The 16,837-nt window shown below is 51.6% G+C and carries 19 protein-coding genes; 11 read left to right on the top strand and 8 right to left on the bottom strand.

Going from position 1 to position 16,837, the window contains the following annotated elements; translation table 11 throughout:
• Positions 1-2: 2 nt before the first annotated feature.
• The 6 genes from HRQ87_RS14135 (at position 3) to HRQ87_RS14110 (ending at position 4,489) form a co-directional block, all read left to right on the top strand.
• On the top strand, positions 3-875 hold the full coding sequence (locus tag HRQ87_RS14135) for a F0F1 ATP synthase subunit gamma (RefSeq protein WP_174139095.1): 873 nt from the start codon (positions 3-5) through the stop codon (positions 873-875).
• Positions 876-1,370 (top strand): DUF2939 domain-containing protein, encoded by a 495-nt coding sequence (locus HRQ87_RS14130; RefSeq protein WP_174139094.1) that lies wholly within the window; start codon positions 876-878, stop codon positions 1,368-1,370. It abuts the gene before it with no gap.
• Positions 1,371-1,385: 15 nt separating this feature from the next.
• Entirely contained in the window at positions 1,386-2,810 is a 1,425-nt protein-coding gene (atpD, locus tag HRQ87_RS14125; protein ID WP_174139093.1) for a F0F1 ATP synthase subunit beta, read from the top strand.
• Positions 2,811-2,813: 3 nt separating this feature from the next.
• Positions 2,814-3,221 carry a F0F1 ATP synthase subunit epsilon gene (locus HRQ87_RS14120; protein WP_174139092.1) on the top strand — a complete coding sequence of 136 codons (408 nt, stop codon included), beginning with the start codon at positions 2,814-2,816 and terminating at the stop codon, positions 3,219-3,221.
• Between the two features lie 78 nt (positions 3,222-3,299).
• Positions 3,300-3,662, top strand: coding sequence for a hypothetical protein (locus HRQ87_RS14115; RefSeq protein ID WP_174139091.1), 363 nt, complete (start codon positions 3,300-3,302; stop codon positions 3,660-3,662).
• Positions 3,629-4,489 carry a glycosyltransferase family 87 protein gene (locus tag HRQ87_RS14110; RefSeq protein WP_174139090.1) on the top strand — a complete coding sequence of 287 codons (861 nt, stop codon included), beginning with the start codon at positions 3,629-3,631 and terminating at the stop codon, positions 4,487-4,489. Before HRQ87_RS14115 ends, HRQ87_RS14110 begins: the two co-directional genes overlap by 34 nt.
• Positions 4,490-4,492: 3 nt before the next feature.
• Here HRQ87_RS14110 and HRQ87_RS14105 read toward each other — a convergent pair whose 3' ends face one another.
• Positions 4,493-5,503, bottom strand: a complete 1,011-nt coding sequence (locus HRQ87_RS14105; RefSeq protein ID WP_174139089.1) for a ribose-phosphate pyrophosphokinase — start codon at positions 5,501-5,503, stop codon at positions 4,493-4,495.
• Between the two features lie 105 nt (positions 5,504-5,608).
• Between HRQ87_RS14105 and HRQ87_RS14100 the strand changes: the two genes are divergently transcribed.
• The 3 genes from HRQ87_RS14100 (at position 5,609) to HRQ87_RS14090 (ending at position 8,200) form a co-directional block, all read left to right on the top strand.
• Positions 5,609-6,208 (top strand): 2-hydroxychromene-2-carboxylate isomerase, encoded by a 600-nt coding sequence (locus HRQ87_RS14100; RefSeq protein ID WP_174139088.1) that lies wholly within the window; start codon positions 5,609-5,611, stop codon positions 6,206-6,208.
• The gene (locus HRQ87_RS14095; RefSeq protein WP_174139087.1) at positions 6,209-7,003 is read left to right on the top strand and encodes an alpha/beta fold hydrolase; all 795 of its coding nucleotides are present in this window, start codon (positions 6,209-6,211) and stop codon (positions 7,001-7,003) included.
• Positions 7,004-7,231: 228 nt separating this feature from the next.
• Positions 7,232-8,200, top strand: a complete 969-nt coding sequence (locus HRQ87_RS14090) for a formylglycine-generating enzyme family protein (protein WP_174139086.1) — start codon at positions 7,232-7,234, stop codon at positions 8,198-8,200.
• Positions 8,201-8,589: 389 nt separating this feature from the next.
• Here the strand turns inward: HRQ87_RS14090 and HRQ87_RS14085 are convergent, their stop codons facing one another.
• The 7 genes from HRQ87_RS14085 to HRQ87_RS14055 form a co-directional block, all read right to left on the bottom strand.
• On the bottom strand, positions 8,590-9,639 hold the full coding sequence (locus HRQ87_RS14085; RefSeq protein WP_174139085.1) for a threonine aldolase family protein: 1,050 nt from the start codon (positions 9,637-9,639) through the stop codon (positions 8,590-8,592).
• The gene (locus HRQ87_RS14080) at positions 9,639-10,112 is read right to left on the bottom strand and encodes a YcgN family cysteine cluster protein (protein ID WP_174139084.1); all 474 of its coding nucleotides are present in this window, start codon (positions 10,110-10,112) and stop codon (positions 9,639-9,641) included. The genes HRQ87_RS14085 and HRQ87_RS14080 overlap by 1 nt, the downstream gene beginning before the upstream one ends.
• On the bottom strand, positions 10,105-11,043 hold the full coding sequence (locus HRQ87_RS14075; protein WP_174139083.1) for a bifunctional riboflavin kinase/FAD synthetase: 939 nt from the start codon (positions 11,041-11,043) through the stop codon (positions 10,105-10,107). The genes HRQ87_RS14080 and HRQ87_RS14075 overlap by 8 nt, the downstream gene beginning before the upstream one ends.
• Before the next feature lie 38 nt (positions 11,044-11,081).
• Positions 11,082-11,525 carry a MaoC family dehydratase gene (locus HRQ87_RS14070; RefSeq protein ID WP_174139082.1) on the bottom strand — a complete coding sequence of 148 codons (444 nt, stop codon included), beginning with the start codon at positions 11,523-11,525 and terminating at the stop codon, positions 11,082-11,084.
• A 94-nt stretch (positions 11,526-11,619) separates the two neighbouring features.
• Positions 11,620-12,492 (bottom strand): TIGR01459 family HAD-type hydrolase, encoded by an 873-nt coding sequence (locus HRQ87_RS14065; protein ID WP_174139081.1) that lies wholly within the window; start codon positions 12,490-12,492, stop codon positions 11,620-11,622.
• Positions 12,493-12,550: 58 nt separating this feature from the next.
• A complete protein-coding gene (locus tag HRQ87_RS14060; protein WP_174139080.1) occupies positions 12,551-13,468 on the bottom strand; it encodes a manganese-dependent inorganic pyrophosphatase in 918 nt (305 codons plus the stop codon).
• A gap of 80 nt (positions 13,469-13,548) precedes the next feature.
• Positions 13,549-14,538 (bottom strand): TraB/GumN family protein, encoded by a 990-nt coding sequence (locus HRQ87_RS14055; protein ID WP_174139079.1) that lies wholly within the window; start codon positions 14,536-14,538, stop codon positions 13,549-13,551.
• Positions 14,539-14,742: 204 nt separating this feature from the next.
• Between HRQ87_RS14055 and HRQ87_RS14050 the strand changes: the two genes are divergently transcribed.
• Both HRQ87_RS14050 and groL read left to right on the top strand, forming a co-directional pair.
• On the top strand, positions 14,743-15,030 hold the full coding sequence (locus tag HRQ87_RS14050) for a co-chaperone GroES (protein ID WP_174139078.1): 288 nt from the start codon (positions 14,743-14,745) through the stop codon (positions 15,028-15,030).
• Positions 15,031-15,082: 52 nt separating this feature from the next.
• Positions 15,083-16,726, top strand: coding sequence for a chaperonin GroEL (groL, locus tag HRQ87_RS14045; protein WP_174139077.1), 1,644 nt, complete (start codon positions 15,083-15,085; stop codon positions 16,724-16,726).
• Positions 16,727-16,837 lie beyond the last annotated feature (111 nt).

The raw sequence follows: 16,837 nt of genomic DNA, 5'->3' as shown, positions 1-16,837 counted from the left end.
CCATGCCAAGTCTTAAGGACCTGAAAAACAGGATCGAAAGCGTCAAAAGCACGCGCAAGATCACCAAGGCTATGCAAATGGTTGCGGCTGCAAAACTGCGCCGCGCCCAAGATGCAGCCGAACAATCACGCCCTTACACAGAACGGTTCAATGCCGTTTTGTCAGGGCTTGCTCAATCTGTGGGTGGGTCGGACACAGCGCCGAAACTTCTTAGCGGAACAGGCAGTGATGATGTGCATCTGCTGGTCGTTATGACTGCAGAACGCGGTCTGTGCGGTGGCTTCAATTCGACCATCGCGCGTCTGGCACGTTTGCAGGCCCAAAAGCTGCTGGCTGCTGGAAAAACTGTTAAAATTCTGACAGTTGGTAAAAAAGGCCGCGAAGCGTTAAAGCGTGATCTGTCCAGCCATTTCATCGGCCACGTTGATCTATCTGACGTCAAACGCATCGGATATGCAGATGCACAGGGCATTGCCAAAGATGTGCTGGCCCGTTTTGATGCCGAAGAATTTGATGTCGCGACAATCATCTTCAACCGCTTTCAATCGGTGATCAGTCAGGTGCCCACGGCACAGCAGATCATCCCGGCCGTCTTTGACGAAGATGCCGAAGGCGTCAGCCAGCTGTATGATTACGAACCCAGCGAAGAAGCCATTCTGGCCGATCTGCTGCCGCGCGGTGTTGCCACGCAAATCTTTGCAGCTTTGCTGGAAAACGCCGCCTCGGAACAGGGCGCGCGGATGTCTGCAATGGACAACGCGACACGGAACGCGGGCGAGATGATCGACAAACTGACAATCCAGTACAACCGTTCACGTCAGGCTGTGATCACCAACGAACTGATCGAAATCATCTCAGGGGCCGAGGCGCTTTAGATGAAAAAGATCCTGTTCATAGCTTTCTTGGGTGTATGCGCCTATGCGGCTTTGCCGTATTGGAACGTCTATACGATGTCCCAAGGTATTGAAGCAGGTGATCCCAAGGTCTTGGAGAACAAGGTTGATTGGGATCGTGTGCGCGGCGCGATGGGCGATGATATCAAAGCATCTATGATGGCCCAAGCCGGGTCTGATCCATTGGCGGGTGCGATGGCCAATACCCTCGGTGGCGCAATGGTTGATGGTATGGTTGACAGCTTTGTAACCCCTGCCAACGCCGCCGATATCATTCGTCAATCTGATGTACAGGACCCGTGGGCCCATATCAGTTGGGCGTTTTTCACTGCGGTGAATGAATTCAAGGTCACTCTGTCTGAAACCGAAACGGGTGGCGATACCGCCGCCGATCTTTATTTTGAACGACAAGGGCTGCAATGGCAGCTTGTCCGTATAAAACTGCCCGACGACGTGTTGTCGGGCCTAAACAGCTAGAACCGGAGAAACGACATGGCAAACGCAAAAGGCAAAATCACCCAGGTGATTGGCGCCGTTGTGGACGTGCAGTTCGAGGATCACCTGCCAGAGATTCTGAACGCGCTGACCACTGACAACAATGGCAAAACACTGGTTCTGGAAGTGGCGCAGCATTTGGGCGAAAGCACCGTGCGCACCATCGCCATGGATGCCACCGAAGGTCTGGTGCGCGGCCAGGACGTGACGGATATGGATGGCCCGATCAGCGTGCCCGTGGGCGACGCAACATTGGGTCGCATCATGAATGTTGTGGGCGAGCCCATCGACGAAAAAGGCCCGATAGGCGCCACCGAAACCCGCGCCATCCACGCCGAAGCTCCTGACTTTGCATCACAAGCAACATCATCCGACATCCTTGTGACGGGCATCAAGGTCATTGACCTTCTGGCACCATATTCCAAGGGCGGTAAAATCGGCCTGTTTGGCGGTGCTGGTGTTGGCAAAACCGTTCTTATTCAGGAACTGATCAACAACATCGCCAAAGTGCACTCGGGCTATTCGGTTTTCGCTGGTGTGGGCGAACGAACCCGTGAAGGCAACGACCTTTACTATGAATTCATCGAATCCGGTGTGATCAATGCCGATGACCTGACCAAGTCCAAAGTGGCGCTGGTCTATGGCCAGATGAACGAACCCCCCGGTGCGCGGATGCGGGTTGCTTTGTCTGGTCTGACAATGGCCGAACAGTTCCGTGACCAGTCCGGCACAGACGTTTTGTTCTTTGTTGACAACATCTTCCGCTTTACCCAAGCGGGTTCCGAGGTGTCAGCGCTGTTGGGCCGTATCCCATCGGCGGTGGGCTATCAGCCGACGCTGGCAACTGACATGGGCCAAATGCAGGAACGGATCACATCGACGAAAAATGGATCGATCACATCGGTTCAGGCGATTTATGTGCCTGCGGATGACTTGACCGACCCGGCGCCTGCAACATCGTTCGCGCACCTTGATGCGACCACCGTTCTTAGCCGTGCAATCTCCGAATTGGGTATCTATCCGGCCGTGGATCCGCTGGATTCAACCAGCCGGATCCTTGACCCCGGCGTGGTTGGCGAAGAACACTATCAGGTGGCTCGTGACGTTCAGGGGATTTTGCAGCGCTATAAATCACTGCAGGATATCATCGCGATCCTTGGCATGGACGAACTAAGCGAAGAAGACAAACTGACCGTGGCCCGCGCTCGGAAAATTCAGCGTTTCCTATCGCAACCGTTCGACGTTGCCGAAGTTTTCACAGGTTCGCCCGGTGTTCAGGTGCCAATCGAAGACACGATCAGCTCGTTCAAGGCGGTTGTGGCCGGTGAATACGATCACCTGCCAGAAGGCGCGTTTTACATGGTCGGCGGCATCGAAGATGTGAAAGCCAAAGCCGAAAAAATGGCAGCAGAGGCGGCCTAAGTCATGGCAGATACAATGCAATTTGATCTGGTCAGCCCGGAACGAAGCCTTGCTTCGCTTCGGGTGTCCGAGGTTCAGATCCCCGCGGCAGACGGCGATATGACCGCCATGCCGGATCACGCGCCCACAATCACATCCCTGCGTCCGGGCCTTTTGAAAATCAGCGGCCCCGACGGTACATCAGAGTATGTCGTCACTGGCGGTTTTGCTGAAATTTCGACCGAAGGCACATCCGTGCTGGCCGAACGCGCCATCCCCCGTGATGACGTGACACAAGATGACATGAACAACCTGATTTCCGAGGCCCGCAAAGCCCAGGAAAACGCCAACCCCGATACTGTTGACGCGGCAACAAAACTGCTGGCCGACATGGTTGCAATTGGCGACGAAATCGGGATTTCGACGACATAACACAAATGAAGTGGAACGGGTTTGATTTACCTGCTCTAATCAGATGAATTCCACTTCTTCCGTTTGGTCCACGCTTACATGTCTGAAAAAATCCCCGCGCCTGCGACAGGCACTGTACCAAACATCAGATTTGCAATCAGCATCGCTGTCATCGTGTTAATGCTTCTTGCGGCTTATTTTTATGTTTCAATAAGTGGCCGTGAACCGGGCGGCATGATGGTTGGGCGCGATTTTATAAACTTGTATACTGCGGGCGAATTGCTAGCTGAAAACAAGCAGCATATGCTTTTCTCACAGCAAGCTTATATGGAAGTTCTATGGGCTAAATATGGCTCGGACTATACTATTCACGGCTGGTCATATCCGCCGACTCTGTTCTGGTTAGCCGAAGTATTTACCATATTTCCTTGTTTTTGTGGCATGCACTTGGCATTTCACTGATCGCGTTGGCCATAAGATCATTAAAGCTAAGCTGGGTATGGGTTTTTCTGGTCGCCATGTCCCCTGCGGGTATGCTGAACATTTTGGCAGGACAAAACGCCTTTGTGACAGCAGCTTTCATAAGTTTCGCCGTCACCTTTGCGGTCCGAAAACCAGCCTTGTCGGGTATAAGCTGGGCTGTACTGACGATGAAACCACACTTGGGTCTGATTGCGATTCCAATGGTTCTAGTTAGAAAACAGTGGAATGTCATTCTTTATGGTGCCATTGCTTTTGGCATTTTGATCGCCGCAACGATTACCGTCTGGGGCTTGGACCCATGGAAGGGTTTTTTCACATTCACTACATATCAGCAGCGATTTGTATTAGAAGACTGGCGGGGTCTGATGCTGATGTTGGTGCCAACCGCTTTTATGCAGGGCCGCGTTCTGAACTTGGGCACGCAGGGTGCTTACATGCTGCATGCCGTTGTTGCGCTGATCGCGACTTATCTGGCGATTCGCGCCTGGCCCGGAAAAGACTGGGACGTACGCGACTATCTGACCTGGTTTGTGCTCAGCACTTTTCTGATCCTGCCGTACAGCTTTCTATATGATCTGGTGATTTTCCAGATTGTTCTGGCTTTATGGTACAGGCAGGCTGAACAGTTGTTTTTGATCCGGAAACCTTATGCAGATGCAATCTGGATGTTTTGCTGGATATTACCGCTTCTTTCACCGGTGCTTCTGGCCTACACATTCATCCAGATCACGCCTATCCTGTTGGCATTTATGTTATGGCAACGTGGCACGGCAAAGCGGCAAGGCCTTGCACAGCAGCCAGCTTAGGGCTTACCCGTAAAATCCTTCATAAATCGGCATCAATGTTTCGGTTTCAAACAACGAACTGACCGATGTACCGTTCCAGATATTCAGGATCGCCTGCGCGAACATCGGGGCAGTGGGCAGGATGCGGATATTGGGCGCGGCTTTGACAGGATCGGTGGCTTGGATCGAATCTGTGATCACCAAACTTTTCATCACAGAATTTGTGATCCGCTCAACCGCCGGGCCGGACAAAACGCCATGTGTGATATAGCTGTGAACCTCGGTCGCACCCGCCTCTGACAGCACTTCGGCGGCTTTGCAAAGTGTGCCAGCTGTGTCGCAGATGTCATCCACGATAATGCAGGTCTGCCCTTCGACATCCCCGATCACAGTCATTTCAGCAATCTCGCCGGGTTTGTTGCGCCGCTTGTCCACAATCGCCAAACCGCAGCCGATACGCTGCGCCAACTCGCGGGCCCGCGCCACGCCGCCCACATCTGGTGATACGACCGTGACCTTACTCAGGTCCGAAAATTGCGCCTGGATATCCAGTGCAAAGATTGGTGATGCATAAAGGTTGTCCACGGGAATATCGAAAAAACCCTGAATTTGCGCGGCATGCAGATCCATCGTCAGAATTCGTTCAATCCCTGCCTCGATCAGCATATTTGCCACCAGTTTTGCTGAAATCGGTGTGCGTGCTTTGGTGCGACGATCCTGCCGCGCATACCCGAAATAAGGGATAACGGCCGTAATCCGTGATGCTGAAGACCGCCGCAGGGCATCGGAAATAATTAGCAATTCCATAAGGTTATCATTGGCGGGGTTCGACGTGGGCTGGATGATAAACATATCCTCGCCGCGCACATTCTCGAACACCTCAACGAAAATCTCGCCATCGTTAAATCGTTCGACCCGCGCTTCGACCAATCCGACATTGACCCCCCGGTGCATTGACATGCGCCGTGCGACAGCTTTGGCAAGTGGCAGATTGGCGTTGCCAGAAATCAATTTCGGCTCAAAAACAGTTGGCATGTAAGGGTCCCCAGGGTTTTCCGATTGCAGCGGATTCGCGACGTTGACATCGCTTAGCATGCGTCTAGGGTCACGCAAAGAATTAGCCATCCCGGGGGAACACAAATGGCCCATATCGACTACTTTTTTGCAACTATATCACCCTTCACCTACATGACCGGCACCAGATTAGAGGAGATTGCCGCCAAACATGGGGCGACGGTGACATATAAGCCGGTTGATATCATGGGGCTTTTTTCCCGCACAGGGGGAACCCCACCCAAAGACCGGCACCCCAACCGTCAGGAATATCGACTGCAGGATATGGCCCGTCGCGCCAAGCTGGCCGGTCTGCCGATCAATCTGAAACCTGCGTTTTGGCCCACAAATCCTGCGCCGTCGTCCTATGCCATCATTGCGGCGCAAAACGCGGGCGGTGGTGATATGGGCAAACTGATCCATGGCCTGACTGCTGCGTGTTGGGCCGGTGAAAAGGATATCGCCCAAGACGATGTGATCCGCGATTGCCTGTCTGCTGCGGGCTTTGATCCGTCACTGGCTGACAGCGGCTTGTTGCAAGGGGCCGATACCTATGCTTCAAACCTAGAAGAGGCGGTCAATCGCGGTGCATTCGGCGCGCCGTTTTATATCACTGACACCGATCAGCGCTTTTGGGGGCAGGACCGTCTGGATGATCTGGATGCCTATCTGTCGGGCCGCCTGTAAGTGCCCAAAGACACACGCGCGGGCCATCAGACCTATTGGACACAACATGGCCAAGGACCGATCAACGCGGTCCTGATTCATTGTGCGCTGGCCCATCAGGGCGTCTGGGCAGGTGTTGCCAAGAGCCTGTCCAAAACGCACACGATCACAGCCTTTGACATGCCGGGTCATGGCCGATCTGCCGATTGGGACGGGCAGGGCGATTACCAGCAACTGACGACCCGGATCGCGGAAACCTTTTGCGACGATGGTCCGGTCCACCTGATCGGCCATTCCTTTGGTGGCACGGTCGCCCTGCGTCTGGCTTGTGAACGCCCCAATCTGGTCAACCGCCTTAGCTTGATTGAGCCAGTTTTTTTCGCCGCCGCCCGTGCTGCTGGTGATCCGGCCTATGCCCGGAACGAACGTGATTTCGCGCCCTTTGCCGCAGCTATGCAAGCAGGTGATCGCGCAACAGCGGCACGGCTGTTCATGTCCATGTGGGGCGGTGGCACCCCCTGGGCTGCCCTGCCAGACGCGCAACGCACATATATCACTGACCGCATCCACCTGATCCCGGCTCAGGGCAAGGCTATCCGTGATGACAATGCAAACCTGCTGACCAGCGGCCTGATCGAGGCTTTGACAATGCCCATTGATCTCATTGACGGCGCCCTGTCCGGCCCCATCATGCCCGCCATCCTGAACGCCCTGTCCGCCCGCATGCAAAACCCGACCCGAACGACGATCGACGGTGCAGGCCACATGGTTCCGATCACACATCCAACCCAAATTGCTGAAATTCTTGCGACGTGAATGCCGTCCAAGACCAGCCCCGGGGCGATCCTATACAAAGATTTTCTTTGCCAATGAGCCGATTATAAACTCCAACATTGATAGATTTCTGAATAATGCTTTCCTTCAACCGTTTAACGCCAATGTCTATTTTTTTGAATGTCCCACACAGCCAAGTCTTTGTCCGCGCGTAATGTCGTGCTAGGCAGGCAGATATTTAGGAGTGCGCGCATCTAGGCCCAATAAGCCTTGCCGCACCGAACGCATAAAGGGTTTTATATGAGATTATTAGCACTTTTGGGATTAGTTGCGTTGTCAGGTTGTCAGGACAACAAAATGGTTAACCTTGAGGAGTTAAAGCAGCGCACCCGCTCAAACCTGGTCTATATCGCAGGCGGTACGTTTCGCCCCGGAAATTACGATGTCAAACTGCGTCTTCAAAATGGTGAAATTGAAATACGCGAGATGGGGGTCATTGGACGTAAGTCTTTGCCAGAGGTAACACTCGACAGTTTCTATATTCAGAGCCATCTGCCAACTTTTGCTGAATATGTAACATTTCGTCATGAAACCGGGCTGCCACCGCTTCTCGACGAAACACCGCCGGAAGTTGTAGCTTCTATGCCTTTTCATGAAGCCGAAGATTATTGTAAGTGGCTTGGCGACTTGACGGGTCTTACGATGCGCCTGCCGCTGGAAAGTGAGTGGGAATATGCGGCACGGTCGCGCGTGCTCAAGCCTCCATACGGTACTGATAATGGCCATTGGGAACCACCAAGAAATATCTGGAAGAGAGACGAGGGTGTGTCTAGTTTTGTCCGCCCCATTCCAGGTACGCGCCCTCCAAATCCGATTGGGCTATATGATCTACACGGCGTACTGAACCAATGGGTAAGCGATCGGGGCGAAAGTGATCCTTCAAATACTCAAATAACCAAAGGTTCACCTTTCTCTGAGACTGGTTTCTTTGTCGCGATTCCAGGTAGGTTTATCAAAGAACCCACGTTGCGACGTGCTATCGAGTTTTTCCCGACGATAGCGCCTTTGTTTGAGGAAGGGCAGGATTTCATTTTCGACGGATCTGCTACCGCGCGCTGTGTCGCTGATGCGGTTGAACCGCCCGGCGTATCGGGTTTTGGTCGCGAAGTTCTTGTCGCGCCAGATGCGGTGCCTGAAATCTTTGATGTGTACGTCCCGCAGGGTTATCGCTTGGATTGAAAAGAGTTTCACCCCAACGCGTATCACGCTGGCAGCGGAATTCTATTTAACAGGGTTACCAGACATAGCTGCACGATCGGTTTGTGGTCACAGATCGTTGCATTGCAGATCATCATAAATGGACGAAGCGGGCATTTCTTCATCCCTTAAATATCCCGGATCGACTGGGGTCAATCTCTCAAAAGGGCGCATTTCGGGCAAACCTTAACAGATCGGAAAATCCTACCGAACCCTTTCGCCAGCGGCCTTATTGACAGCGCTGAAAACCGACGTGAGGTGCCAGAATCGCAGTTTTGTACAAAACTTTTGGTACAAAACCCTTGTACAAAATATACAAAACTGCGTGACGGTGGTGCGCGCGCGGATGATCCTGCGCAACGTTCATCGGGTTAACCTTTGACCAGATCAATAAATCTATCGATATTTTCATCTGTCGCGGACCAGTCACAGACCAGTCTTGCCATCAATGGCTCGTCCGGGTCATCGCCTTCCAACGCGCCTGAATAGATATAATATTGCGCGCCTGCATCATGCAGTCTTTGGTGTCCCGCGCGCGGCCATTCAGCAAAGATCATATTCGCGCCGGGTTCAAAAAGTATTTTAGTATCAGGGGTTTGCTTTAACCCGCGGGTCAATCTGGCGCAGGCTGTATTGGCTTTTGTGGCCAGCTCAAGCCACAGATCATCTGTCAGATAGGCCTGCATTTGCGCCGATAAAAAGCGGTGCTTGGAAAACAGATGCGCCGCCCGTTTGCGCCGTAGCTCAAACTCCCATGCCTGATCTGGATCAAACAGAACAACCGCCTCAACCCCCATCAATCCGTTTTTCGTCCCCCCAAAACTAACCGCATCAATCCCCACCCCCCAAGTCATCTCAGCCGCCGAACAGCCAAGCGAGACCAGTGCATTGGTGAATCTGGCACCATCCATATGGGTTTTCTGACCATAGGATTTTGCAATATTAATTAGCGTTTTCAGTTCACTAAGCGAATAGACTGTGCCCTTTTCTGTGGCTTGTGTAATCGACACAGGGCCACGTTGAGGGCCGTGGACACCGCGTGTTTCTTCGCCTTCAATTGCTACTTTCAAGGCATCTGGGTCCATTTTTCCATCAGGCGCATCAACCAAGGTCAATTTGGCACCGCCCGTGAAAAACTCAGGACATCCGCATTCATCTTCATGAATATGCGCAATGCGCGAACAGAAGATCGTTTCCCAGGGATTGGCCTGTGTTGCCAGTATGATAGAGTTCGCAGCAGTTCCGGTTGCCACCAGATAAACGGCCGCTTCCGGTGCCTCAAATACCTCGCGTACTTGTTCGCGAACGGTTCCCATAATTGGATCGCTGCCATAGGGCATCGCATAATCTGCATTCGCTTTTACCAATGATTCCATGACCTTGGGATGCACTGGGCCTGCGTTGTCAGAGGCGAAAAACATCAGGTTGGCTCCTCGATAATAAACTCTTCCCATTCGTCTTCAGGGAATTCGAATTCAGATACGGTCCTGTCCTGTACCGACACACCTGCATCGTGGACACTTTGTGGCGTGCCGGAAATCAGAGGGTGCCAATCGTATAAGGGCTTGTTTTCATATACTAATCGATAGGCGCAGGTCTGTGGTATCCAATACATATGGTCGGCCAGCGTATCAGGCGTCAGCACGATACATTCTGGCACAAACTGTTTGCGGATGTCATATTGTGCGCAGCGGCAGGTGCTGTCATCCAGCAACCGGCATGCCACGCAGGTCAGCGCAATAGCGCCCGTATCTTCATCTTCTAGCTTGTTCAGACAGCATTTTCCACAGCCATCGCACAAGGCTTCCCATTCCTTTGGCGTCATTTTTTTCAGTGGAACGGTTTTCCAAAACTGATGGCGCAGCCCACTGCGATCAATGGGATCATCAGACATTTTGCAAAATTTCCCGGGCTTTTGCGCAATCGGCATCCATTTGCGTGATCAGCGCATCAATTGTGTCAAACTTCAGCTCGGGTCGCAGAAATTCCACTAACCCGACCGATATTTGCGCACCGTAAAGATCGCCTTTGAAATCAAACAGATAGGTTTCGCAATTTGCTGTATTTTGGCCGAACATCGGACGCACCCCGATGGAAGCAGCCCCATGATAGCTGCCCGCGTTCGCACCCGCCAGCACATCAATCTTGACGGCATAAACACCAAATTTGGGGGGGTGCAAGCCACTGATCGACATATTGGCGGTGGGGTATCCCAACTCGCGGCCGCGTTGTTCGCCGCGGATCACTTGGCCTTCAATTCGGTGCCAGTGGCCCAACATCGCAGCTGCATCCCCGGGGCGCCCTTGCGATAATGCCGCGCGGATATTGGTTGACGATACTTCACCCATATCCATCTGAACCATCTCAGCTATGGTCACACCGAAACCCATCTGATCGCCAAAATTCCGCAAATCATCCGCAGTGCCCTTGCGTCCTTTACCAAAGCAAAAATCCTGCCCGATGACGACATGCCTCAGCGCTAGGCTGTCCATGATAATCTGTTGTGCGAACTGGTCAGCTTCAAGCGATGAAAGTATTGAATTGAAAGGCAATTCATATAATTTTTCTACGCCTATTTTTTCAAGTCGGTGCGCTTTTGCGTCTGCATTCATCAAGCGAAAGGGTTGTGTTTCGGGGGCGAAAAATTCGCGTGGATGTGGTTCGAATGTCATGACACCAAGGGGTGCATTCAATTGTTCTGCGCGCGCGCGCGCAATATCGATAACGGCCTGATGGCCCAGATGGACACCATCGAAATTACCAATGGCCGCACTGGCACCTTGGTCGCTTGGATCGATGAATTGAGTGTCTCGGACGATCTTCATATATCGCAGTTAACGTGGCTGCGATATGGGTGCAAGGCTCAGTCGAACTTGCGCGATGGGGCTAGTACAACCGCTTCGCCTTTCAACACTTTTTTCCCGTCAACTTCACAATAGGTATCCATAGTGACACGGCGCTTAGAATGATCAATATCGATTACTTCAACCTCAGCCATGACCATATCGCCAGGGCGAACAGGCGCAAGAAACTTCAGAGATTGTCCAAGATAAACAGTGCCATGGCCGGGTAATTGTTCCCCTATCACAGCGGAAATTAATCCTGCGGTCAGCATCCCGTGGGCGATCCGCCCTTCGAAAATTGTGTCTTGCGCATAAGCATCATCCAGATGCACAGGATTATGATCGGTGGACACTTCAGCGAACATTTCGATATCGCGGTCTGTCACCACCTTGCGCAGATGGCGTTTCATTCCAATTTCGATATCTTCGATACAGATCGTACCACGGGGCATGTTATCCAACATCTCGCACATCCTTTGGGTAATATTTAACCACTAAAGATCATAATTTAGTAATTAAATTACTTTGCAAGTGCAGAAAATGCAAGTCCTGAATCGGTTATCTCAATTGACCCATCGCAAATGTTGGTGTGACCATTTCTGTTTCTAAAAACGCATCAAGCGCCTTTTGGTCCGGATGATCTTGCGTTTTTGTTTCAATAGCTGCCAAGCCGCCGGTGATGAATACAGAATCGATCTGTTCTCCCGAAGCACCAAGAATATCGGTTTTGATACCATCACCAATCGCTAGAATTCGGTTGTCGGGAATATCATGCCACAGATTGATCAACCGCCGCCGTGCCAAATCATAAATCGGTGGATGTGGTTTACCAAAATAGAGGCTTTCGCCGCCCATTTCCGTATATAATTGTGCCAAAGCCCCCGCGCACCATTCCCGCGTTTTCCCGCGATCCACAACAATATCGGGGTTCGCGCATAACAGTTTCAGGCCCTTTTGCTTGGCATATAGAAATTCAGGCCGCATCACGGATGGATCAGCGTGCGCGTCGAAAGGGCCACAACAAACGATCCCTTCGGCGTCTTCTAACTTTACTTGCTGGATATCAACAGGGTCTTCCACGATGTCCATTGGGGTGAAAAAGCTTTGGTCATGATCTTCACCGATAAAGAACACTTTTTCGCCGACCGCACCACGGAACATGGCTGCGCGCGCACTGTCACCTGATGTGGCGATCGTATCCCAACAATCGTTGGGCAATCCCATGCGGCTAAGTTGTTTTTCAACACTTGGAAAGGGCCTTGGCGCGTTTGTCAGCAAAACGACGATACCGTCTTGCGCTTTGAATGCAGTTAGAGCTGCCACAGCTTCGGAAAACGGCGCAATGCCGTTGTGCACGCACCCCCAAAGATCACAAAAAAGCGCATCATAGTCTTGCGATATCTCGTCCAATGTCTTGATAATTCTGGTCATACGCGCCTCATGGTTTTCAGTGTTCCACACATATTTTCGCCAAGGGCGTATTCTGTCATCAGATTTTTAGGTTTGGAATAATCTGTTTTTTGCGGCTCATGATACCGGGCAGAACCACCGTATCGCCAGACACAGTCACGTCGAACGATTTTTCTGCAACCGTTTTGCTAAGGTTATTTGGTATCAGCATTGTGGCTTCCTCGTACAGGATATCGACCACGAACAGCAGTACCTGATCCACGTCATCCTCTTGCGCAACCTGCGGCATTGCTTCAATCAAACTGGCTTTGCGATCCAAAACCATTTTCGGGGCTGTGGTTTCTAAAACAGAGACACGGAATTTTGTGCCATCTACGGTATATTCCTTGGAATCCATTCGCAGCAATTCGGCATCAGAAAAAGCCGAGACATCGGATTTTGCAGCAAACAGATCGGCGGCATACTCAGGAATGGAAATGCCCAATTCTCGGCCCAGCTTTTCAGCCACTTCCTTGTCATGGGGTGTTGTGGTGGGGCTGCGAAACTCCAGAGTGTCTGACAGAATACATGATAACATAGTGCCCTTGATCTGGTCAGGCATTCTGGCGGCATCTTCCCCCATCATGTCATACATAACAGTCGCCGTGCAGGCCAAGGGGCGGATTGTGATGTCGATTGGACCTTTTGTTTCAAGCCCGCCAGTTAGCTTGTGATGGTCGATAATCTGAATTACGTCAGCGCTGTTGATGGATGGGGGCAGTTCGGCAGGGTTATTTGTGTCAACGACAATGCAGGTATCGTTTTCGCTGACATCTGAAATGATCTCGGGCTTGTCCAAATTCCAACGCTTCAGAACAAAGGCCGCTTCTGTATTTGGTTCGCCCAGCAATTTAGGTTCTGCAACAGTTTTCTGTACCTTATTCAGGTACCAGGCCCAAATGATGGGGGAGCCGGTGGAATCAGTGTCGGGGGCCTTGTGGCCAAATACTTTGATCATTGCGCTGTCTCATCTGTTTGATCCGGTCGCGCGGGTTTTAGCCGGGCTTGATCTGATTGTCACCTGTCACCTGGGAAGTGTCAGAAATCCTGCCTTGTCAGACGATAACCTTCGGCATTCAGCAGGTTCAAAACACCTTCGTCACCGCCCAAGTGGGCGGCGCCGGCGGCCACCATAATCGTTTCGTGTTCTGCAGCGGCCTCTAAAATCACTGGGACCCAAGCTTGGTTGCGTCGGTTCAAAAGCAACTCTTCAATCTCGTCAAACATTTCAGCAGTCTGATCAGTATCCTGACCTGAAACTTGAAGAGCATGAAGGCGCGAGTATTGCCATATTTCAACATGAGCTTCGCGGAAATATGCCTCAACCAAGGTCGCAAACATTGCGTTAGCATCTTGGTTCACAGCAATACCTGCCTCTAACATCTCAACCTGTTTTTCGATAGGGTCATTTGAGAACATCTTAAACAATGTCAGCGTGTCTTCCAGTGATTGTGACGGAATGTCTGCTTGCTTGGCATATTCCATGATCAGGTGGTCCAGACCACGTTTGCCAGATGTAATATCGGACATGGCGCAAGGGGGGATGCCAAGCATCATCGACAAATACCAAGGCTGAAATTTTGCTGCCATGAATGCTGGAATTTGCCGTGCGCGCGCTTCATCTGCCAGTTTTTTCCAGCTGTCTTCCGACATCAGATCGGGCAGGGTGGGGCCTTTTGTGATAAACAGCAACTCTGGCTCGCGTGACAGGCGTTGTTGCAACGCGTATTCGTCGTCGGTGGTCACTTCGACCAACAGCATGCCTGCATCTTTTATCGCAGGTTTAAGACGATCCAAATTTACCTCAAGCCGCGGATCATAGACATGGATTGTTCCGACAATGTGGATTGTACTGCCGGGTTTTTCTGCCTTCCAATGATTTCCGTATGGAAAAGGTGTCTGCGCAATCGTCTGATCTAGCTCTTGGCGCTGTTCACTTTGCAAGTCAGCCAGCCTGTCAATCCCGTTGCACGCAGCGAAAATTGGGGTACATAAGCAAAAGAAAAACAGACTTGTTATAATGCGCATACAACCCATTCCTTTGTTTGAGTTTACATACAAACTAAGCATGCGCGGCATCAAGCTCAACCGTGTTGATTTTTTCAGTCAGACTCCTGTTGACACACAGAGATACGATACTTAATTACGCTTCATTGGCACTCGTCACTAACGAGTGCTAATAGGCGTCGTTCGACGTCATTGGGAGAAACTTTGAGCCAAGGAGCCTCAGAGATGGCATTTACACCACTTCATGACCGCGTGCTTGTACGCCGTGTAGAAAGTGAAGAAAAAACAGCTGGCGGATTGATCATTCCGGATAGCGCAAAAGAAAAACCAGCAGAGGGCGAAGTTGTGTCCGTCGGTGCAGGCGCACGCGACGAAGACGGTGATCGCATCGCGATGGACGTCAAAGCCGGTGATAAAATTCTGTTCGGCAAATGGTCCGGTACAGAAGTGACCGTTGACGGCGAAGAACTGCTGATCATGAAGGAAAGCGATATTTTGGGCCTGATGGCCTAAACCGTATTTTCCGCACAACACGAAAATTCAAATATAATCAGGAGCAAGCAAAATGGCTGCTAAGGACGTCAAGTTCAATACAGATGCCCGCGACCGTATGCTGCGCGGCGTCAACATTCTGGCTGATGCTGTAAAAGTAACACTGGGCCCAAAAGGCCGTAACGTGGTTCTGGACAAATCTTTTGGCGCGCCGCGCATCACTAAAGATGGTGTATCGGTTGCCAAGGAAATCGAACTGGAAGACAAGTTCGAAAACATGGGCGCGCAAATGGTGAAAGAAGTCGCCAGCCGCACCAATGACGAAGCTGGTGATGGTACAACAACTGCGACTGTACTGGCGCAAGCGATTGTCAAAGAAGGCATGAAATCTGTTGCTGCTGGCATGAACCCAATGGATCTGAAGCGCGGTATTGATTTGGCAACAACCAAAGTTGTCGAAGCGATCAAAGCTGCGGCACGTGAAGTGACAGACAGCGACGAAGTTGCACAGGTTGGTACAATCTCGGCCAACGGCGAAGCTGAAATCGGTCGTCAGATTGCAGATGCGATGCAAAAAGTCGGCAACGAAGGTGTCATCACCGTCGAAGAAAACAAAGGTCTGGAAACAGAAACGGACGTCGTCGAAGGTATGCAATTCGACCGTGGTTACCTGTCGCCTTACTTTGTGACAAATCCCGACAAGATGACTGCAGATCTCGAAGACTGCATGATCTTGCTGCATGAAAAGAAACTGGCATCACTGCAGCCAATGGTTCCATTGCTGGAAACAGTTATCCAGTCTGGCAAGCCACTTTTGATCATCGCAGAAGACGTCGAAGGCGAAGCTTTGGCAACGTTAGTGGTCAACAAGCTGCGCGGTGGCCTGAAAATTGCGGCTGTTAAAGCACCTGGTTTCGGTGATCGCCGTAAAGCCATGCTGCAGGATATCGCGATTCTGACCGGTGGTCAGGTGATAAGCGAAGATCTGGGTATGAAGCTTGAGTCCGTCACAATGGACATGCTGGGCACAGCCAAGCGTATTTCGATCACAAAAGACGAAACAACAATCGTTGATGGTAACGGCGAAAAAGCTGAAATCGAAGCACGTGTTAGCCAGATCCGTGGTCAGATCGAAGAAACATCTTCGGACTATGATCGTGAAAAACTGCAAGAACGTGTGGCCAAGCTGGCTGGCGGTGTTGCCGTGATCCGCGTTGGCGGTATGACCGAAGTCGAAGTGAAAGAGCGTAAAGACCGCGTTGATGACGCGCTGAACGCAACTCGTGCGGCTGTGCAAGAAGGTGTTGTCGTCGGCGGTGGTGTTGCACTGGTTCAGGCCGGTAAGGCACTGGAAGGTCTGAAAGGCGCAAACTCTGACCAGGAAGCCGGCATTGCAATCGTGCGTAAGGCGATTGAATCGCCCCTGCGTCAGATCGCTGAAAATGCGGGCGTTGACGGCGCTGTTGTTGCAGGCAAGATCCGCGAAAGCGACGACGTTACTTTTGGCTTTAACGCACAAACTGAAGAGTATGGCGATCTGTTCAAATTCGGCGTGATCGACCCGGCTAAGGTTGTTCGTACTGCGCTGGAAGATGCAGCATCAATCGCTGGTCTGTTGATCACAACAGAAGCGATGGTTGCTGATAAGCCAGAAAAGCCAGGCGCCGGCGGTGGTGGCGGCATGCCTGACATGGGCGGCATGGGCGGCATGATGTAAGCCAACCTGCTTATGTAGTTTTGAAAGGGGTCCGAGTTTTCGGGCCCCTTTTTCTTTGACACATAATCCATAGACAAAAAAACCTTGACAGATTTTTCCCCGCCTTTATGA

It is taken from the genome of Parasulfitobacter algicola (assembly GCF_013315265.1).
GTDB classification, from domain to species: Bacteria; Pseudomonadota; Alphaproteobacteria; order Rhodobacterales; family Rhodobacteraceae; genus Parasulfitobacter; species Parasulfitobacter algicola.
Note: the sequence above shows the minus strand (reverse complement) of the source record. Positions and strands in the feature narration are given on the sequence as shown.